General features: G+C 77.8%; 1 protein-coding gene. It reads left to right on the top strand.

Features of this window, described 5'->3' with window-relative positions; all coding sequences use genetic code 11:
• A partial coding sequence (locus VR45_RS38905; protein ID WP_052709711.1) for a type I polyketide synthase occupies window positions 1-6316 on the top strand: 6316 nt, incomplete at both ends.

Raw genomic sequence — 6316 nt, 5'->3', positions numbered from 1 at the left:
ACCGCGCTCGGCGACCCGATCGAGGCCCGCGCGCTGCTCGCCACCTACGGGCAGCGGGGCCCGGGCGAACCGCCGGTCCTGCTGGGCTCGTCGAAGTCCAACCTCGGGCACACCCAGGCCGCGGCCGGGGTCACCGGGGTGATCAAGCTGGTGCAGGCGCTGCGGCACGGCGAACTGCCGGGCACGCTGCACCTGGACGCGCCCTCGCCGCACGTCGACTGGTCGGCGGGCGCCGTGGAGCTGCTCGACGGGACGCGGGCCTGGCCCGTCACGGGCCGGCCGCGCCGGGCGGCGGTGTCCTCGTTCGGGATCAGCGGCACCAACGCGCACCTGATCCTGGAGGCCGCACCGGAGGAACCCGAGCTTTCCGAGGAGCTCACGGACCCGGCGGAGCCCGCCGCTCCCGAGGAGCCCGCGGCCCCGGCGGAAGCCCCGCTGCTGCTGTCGGCCCGGACGCCCGCCGCCCTGCGGGCCCAGGCCGCCCGGCTGCTGGACACGGTCGCGCCCGACGCCCCCGGCCTCGCGCGGACCCTGGCCACCGGCCGCACCCACTTCGCGCACCGGGCCGCCGTCCTGGGCGGCGGGGCCGAGGCCCGCGCCGAGGCCCTGCGGGCGCTCGCCGAGGGCGCCGAGGACGCGCCCGGCCTGCTCCGGGCCGAGGCCGCCCGCCCGTCCGGTCCGGCCTTCCTCTACTCCGGCCAGGGCAGCCAGCGGCCCGGCGCCGGACGCGAACTGTACGCCGGGGAACCGGTGTTCCGGGCCGCCGTGGACGAGATCGCGGAGCTGTTCGCCCCGCACCTGGCCACCCCGCTGACCGAGGTGCTGTTCGCCGAGCCCGGCACCGCGCCGGCCGCCCTGCTGGACACCACCGCCTACACCCAGCCCGCCCTCTTCACCCTGCACGTCGCCCTGCACCGGCTCGCGGTCGAGGCGTACGGCCTGCGCCCGGAGCGGCTGATCGGCCACTCCATCGGCGAGTTGAGCGCCGCGCACCTGGCCGGTGTGCTCACCCTGCCCGACGCGGTGGCGCTGGTCGCCGCGCGCGGCCGGCTGATGGAGGCGCTGCCGGCGAACGGCGCGATGGCCGCGATCGGGGCCACCGAGGCCGAGGTGGCGCCCGAACTGGCCGCGCTCACCGACCTGGTGGCGATCGCCGCCGTCAACGGCCCGTCCTCCGTGGTGCTTTCCGGCGACGAGGCCGAGGTCCGCCGGCTGGCCGAGGACTGGCGGGCGCGCGGACGGCGGGTCAAGCTGCTGACGGTCGGCCGGGCGTTCCACTCGCCGCACATGGACGCGGTGCTGGACGAGTTCCGGGCGGTCGCGGAGCGGCTCGACTACCGGGAGCCGCACACCCCCGTGGTCTCCAACCTGCACGGCGGCCTCGCCCGGGCCGGGGAGCTGACCGACCCCGGGTACTGGGTGCGGCACATCCGGGAGGCGGTCCGCTTCCACGACGGCGTGCGCACCCTGGACCGCCTCGGCACCACCGCCTACCTGGAACTCGGCCCCGGCCCCGTACTGACCGCCCTCACCGAGGAGGCGCTCGCCGAGGCCGACGCGGCCCTCCCCGACGCCGACGCGGCCCTCCCCGCCCCGCCCGTACGGGCGTTCGCCTCGCTGCTGCGCGCCGACCGGCCGGAGCGGGCGACCGCCACCGAGGCACTGGCCCGGCTGCACGTCCACGGGGTGCCGGTCGACTGGGCCACCGCCCTGCCGGCCGCCCCCGGGACCGACCGCCCCGAGCTGCCCACCTACCCCTTCGAACGCCGCCGGCACTGGCTGGACACGCCGGCCGCGCACACCGCCGACGCCCCCGGCGGCCTCGCCCCGACCGGCCACCCGCTGCTCGCCGGTGTCACCGAACTCCCGGACAGCGAGGGCTGGTTGTTCACCGGCCGGCTCTCCCTGCGGACCCACCCGTGGCTGGCCGACCACACCGTCGCCGGAACCGTCCTGCTGCCGGGCACCGCCTTCCTGGAGCTGGCCGTGCAGGCCGCGCTGCGGGCCGGTGCCGCCCGGGTGGAGACGCTGGACCTGGCCGCGCCGCTGGCCCTGCCGGCGGCTGCCAGGGCCGGGGTGCGGATCCAGGTGCTGCTGGGCGCCGCCGACGAGGAGGGGCGCCGACCGCTGCGGATCCGTTCCCAGCCGGAGACCGGGGACGGCGGGGACTCCGACTGGACCACCCACGCCACTGGGGCCGTCGCCGTCGCGCCGGTGGAGCCCGCAGAGCCCGCTGTGGTGGTCGCGCCGCCGGCTGCCGTGCCGCTCGACCTCGCCGACGCCTACGAGCGCCTCGCCGAGCGCGGCTACCACTACGGCCCCGCCTTCCGGGGCCTCACCGCGGCCGCCGTCCACGGCGAGCAGCGCTACGCCGAGGTCACCGCGCCGCCGGTGCTGCCGTCCGCCGAGGCCGAGTCCTACGCCCTCCACCCGGCCCTGCTGGACGCCGTGCTGCACGCCGTCGTCCTGGACGCCGACCGGACGGTGCTGCCGTTCTCCTGGCGGGACGTCACCGTCCACCGCACCGGCACCGGGACCGGCGCCCTGCGGGCCCGGATCACCCCGGCCGGGCCCGACACCGTCGCCCTGGAGCTGACCGACCCGGCCGGGCTGCCGGTCGCCACCGTCGGCGCGCTGACCCTGCGCGCCCCGGCCGCCGCCGGCCCGGACTCGCTGTACCGGCTGGACTGGCGCCCGCTCACCGCCGCCGACGCGCCGCCCGTCGACTGGGCGCTGCTGGCCGACCCGGCCGGAGCCGCCGACCAGGTGGACGAGCGACCTGTACTCGCCTCCCTCGCCGAGGCCGCCCCCGGGCAGAGCGTGCTGGCCCCCGTCCGCACCGCCGAACAGGCGCTCGCCCTGCTGCACGGCTGGCTGGACGCCGGGCACACCGGCACCCTCGCGCTGCTCACCGAGCACGCCGTCGCCACCCACCCCGGCGAGGACGTCCCCGAACCGGCGGCCGGCGCGGTCTGGGGCCTGGTCCGCACCGCCCAGGCCGAACACCCCGACCGCTTCGTCCTCCTGGACACCGACACCACGCCCGCGAGCCGCGCCGCCCTCGGCGAGGCCCTCGCCGCCGCACAGCGCACCGACGCCGACGGCGAACCCCAACTGGCCGTGCGGGCGGGCGAGATCCTCGTCCCCAGGCTCGCCCGAACCCGCCCGGGCGACCGGCTCGACCCCGGCACCGCCGAAACCTGGCGGCTCGACACCGCCACCCCCGGCAGCCTGGACTCGCTCGCCCTGCTGCCCGCCCCCGAGGCCCGCCGGCCGCTGGCCGCCGGGGAGGTCCGGATCGCCCTGCGCGCCGCCGGCCTCAACTTCCGGGACGTGCTGATCACCCTCGGCCTCTACCCCGGCGGCGCCCGGATCGGCGCCGAAGGCGCGGGCACCGTCCTGGAGACCGGCCCCGGCGTCACCGGACTGCGGCCCGGCGACCGGGTGATGGGCCTGGTGCAGGGCACCCTCGGCCCGATCGCCGTCACCGACCACCGGCTGCTCCTCCCCGTCCCCGACGGCTGGAGCTGGGCCGAGGCCGCCACCGCCCCGGTCGCCTTCCTGACCGCCTACCACGGCCTCTACGACCTCGCCCGGCTGCGGCCCGGCGAGTCCGTCCTGATCCACGCCGCGACCGGCGGTGTCGGCCAGGCGGCCGTCCAACTCGCCCAGCACGGCGGCTCGGTGGTGCTCGCCACGGCCGGCCCCGGCAAGTGGGGCGTGCTGCGCGGGCTCGGCCTGGTCGGCGACCGGGTCGCCTCCAGCCGCACCCTCGACTTCGAGCCGGCCTTCCGCGCGGCCACCGGCGGCCGGGGCGTCGACGTCGTCCTCAACGCGCTGGCCCACGAGTTCACCGACGCCTCGCTGCGCCTGCTCGCCCCCGGCGGCCGGTTCGTCGAGATGGGCAAGACCGACCCCCGCGACCCGGCCACCGTCGCCGCCGACCACAACGGCGCCGCCTACCTGGCCTTCGACCTGTTCGACGTCGACCCCGACCGGATCGCCGAGATCCTCGCCGAACTCGCCGGGCTCTTCGCCGAGGGCGCGCTGCGCCCGCTGCCGGTCCACGCCCAGGACGTCCGGCAGGCCCCGCAGGCGGTGCGCCGGCTGAGCCAGGCCCGGCACACCGGCAAGCTCGCGCTGACCCTGCCCGCCCCGCTCGACCCCGAGGGCACCGTCCTGGTCACCGGCGGCACCGGCGCCCTCGGCCGGCTCGTCGCCCGCCGCCTGGTCGACCGGCACGGCGTGCGGCACCTGCTGCTCGCCGGCCGCCAGGGACCGCAGGCCCCGGGCGTCGCCGAACTCGTCGCCGAACTGGCGGAGTCGGGCGCCGAGGTGAGCGTGCGGGCCGCCGACCTCGGCGACCGGGACGCCGTCGCGGCGCTGCTCGCGGCCGTCCCCGCCGAGCGGCCGCTGACCGCCGTGGTGCACACCGCCGGAGTCCTGGACGACGCCGTGCTCGGCTCGCTCACCGCCGAGCGGCTGCGCACCGTCCGCCGGCCCAAGGCCGACGGTGCCCGGCACCTGCACGAGCTGACCCGCTCCCACGACCTGGCCGCGTTCGTCCTGTTCTCCTCCGCCGTCGGCCTGCTGGGCAATCCCGGCCAGGCCAACTACGGTGCTGCCAACGCCGAGTTGGACGCGCTGGCACAGCATCGGACGGTGCGGGGGCTGCCCGCCGTCTCGCTCGCCTGGGGCCACTGGGCGCAGGCCGAGGGCGGCATGGCGGCGGGGCTCAGCGCCGCCGAGCGGGAGCGCCTCGGCGCCACCGGCCTGGCGCCGATGACCGACGAGCAGGCGCTCGCGCTGTTCGACGCCGCGCTCGGCACCCCTGGCGGAGCCCCCGGCACCGCCGGTGTCCCGGACGCCGCCCTGGTGGCCGCCCGGCTCGACCCGGCGGCCGTGCCCGCCGACCGGCTGGCGCCGGTGCTGCGCGGACTCGCCCGGCACCGGTCCCGTCCGGCCGCCCGGGGCGGCGCCGACGGCCCGGCCGCGCTGCTGGCCCGACTGGCCGGGCAGCCGCCCGCCGAGCAGGAACGGCAGCTGCTGGCGCTGGTCCTGGCCACCGCCGCGGCCGTCCTCGGCCACCCGGACGCGACCGCGATCCGGCCGGAACTCGGCTTCATGGACAGCGAGTTCGACTCCCTCGGGGTGATCGAGCTGCGCAACCGGGTGAACACCGCGACCGGTCTGCGGCTGCCCACCACCGCCCTCTTCGACCACCCCACCCCGGCCGCCCTCGCCGCCTATCTGCGCGAGCGGCTCGCCCCGCCACCGGCCGCCCCGGCCGGAGCGCCGGAACCGGCCTCGGGATCCGAACCCGCCGACACGGCAGCCGAGTTCGACCGGCTGGAGCGCACCCTGACCGCCCTCGCCGCCGACCCGGCCGCCCGGGCCGAGGCCGTCGACCGGCTCACCGCCCTGCTCGCCGGCCTGACCGCCGCCGAGGGCGACGGAGGCGTCGGCGACCTCGCCACCCGCACCTCGCCACCCGCATCACCGACGTCAGCGACGACGACATCTTCGACTTCATCGACAACGAGCTCGGCATTTCCTGAGAGAGGCACCGCAGATATGAGCACCAACGAGCAGAAGCTGCGCGACTACCTCAACAAGGTTGCCGCCGAGCTGCACCAGACCCGCCGCCGTCTGCGCGACGCTGAGGCCCGCGCCGCCGTCACCGACCCCGCCGCCGACGGCGGGGCGGAGGAGCCGATCGCCATCGTCGGCATGGCCTGCCGCTTCCCCGGCGGCGCCGACACCCCCGACGAGCTGTGGCGGCTGGTCACCGAGGAGCGCGACGTCGTCGGCCCCTTCCCGACCGACCGGGGCTGGGACCTCGACCACCTCTACGACCCCGACCCCGACCGGGCCGGCCGCAGCTACGCCCGCGAGGGCGGATTCCTCTACGACGCGGGCGAGTTCGACGCCGACTTCTTCGGCATCTCGCCCCGCGAGGCGCTCGCCGCCGAGCCCCAGCAGCGCCTGCTGCTGGAGACCGCCTGGCAGGCCCTGGAGGACGCCGCGATCGACCCGGCGGCCCTGCGCGGCACCCGCACCGGCGTGTTCGCGGGCGTCATCGCCCAGGAGTACGGGCCGAGCATGCACCACCTGCCCGCCGAGCAGACCGACGGCTACGTCCTCACCGGCACCACCACCTCCGTCGCCTCCGGCCGGATCGCCTACACCCTCGGCCTGGAGGGCCCCGCCGTCACCGTCGACACGGCCTGCTCCTCCTCGCTGGTCGCGCTCCACCTCGCCGCGCGCTCGCTGCGCTCCGGCGAGAGTTCGCTCGCCCCTGTCTCTTATACACATC

The organism is Streptomyces sp. NRRL S-495, assembly GCF_000966955.1.
GTDB classification, from domain to species: Bacteria; Actinomycetota; Actinomycetes; order Streptomycetales; family Streptomycetaceae; genus Kitasatospora; species Kitasatospora purpeofusca.
The sequence above is the reverse complement of the archived record's forward strand: the minus strand, read 5'-3'. Positions and strand labels throughout refer to the sequence as shown.